The 233-nt window shown below is 70.4% G+C and carries 1 protein-coding gene; it reads right to left on the bottom strand.

Going from position 1 to position 233, the window contains the following annotated elements; all coding sequences use genetic code 11:
* On the bottom strand, nucleotides 1-233 hold a 233-nt coding region (locus AACQ14_RS24695), incomplete at both ends, for a hypothetical protein (protein WP_339366166.1).

The raw sequence follows: 233 nt of genomic DNA, 5'->3' as shown, positions 1-233 counted from the left end.
CCGCGGTCTGTGAGTGCGTCCACGACCGTCTGCTGTGCCTCGTCCAGCCCGTCCAGCCCTGCCAGCGAACGCCCACGGTCGTCGCTGGCTGTCACCGAGGCGGCGCGGCTGGTGAGCGAACTGGTGAGCCGTTTGGTGAGCGAACCCGTGAGCGGCGGGCCGGTGAGTCGGTTGGTGAGCCGTTTGGTGAGGTCGGCCTCCACTGCCAGCACGCGCGGTGAGGTCAGGCTCCG

The sequence above is a fragment of the Vallitalea maricola genome, from assembly GCF_036985595.1.
GTDB lineage: Bacteria > Bacillota > Clostridia > Lachnospirales > Vallitaleaceae > Vallitalea > Vallitalea maricola.
Note: the sequence above shows the minus strand (reverse complement) of the source record. Positions and strands in the feature narration are given on the sequence as shown.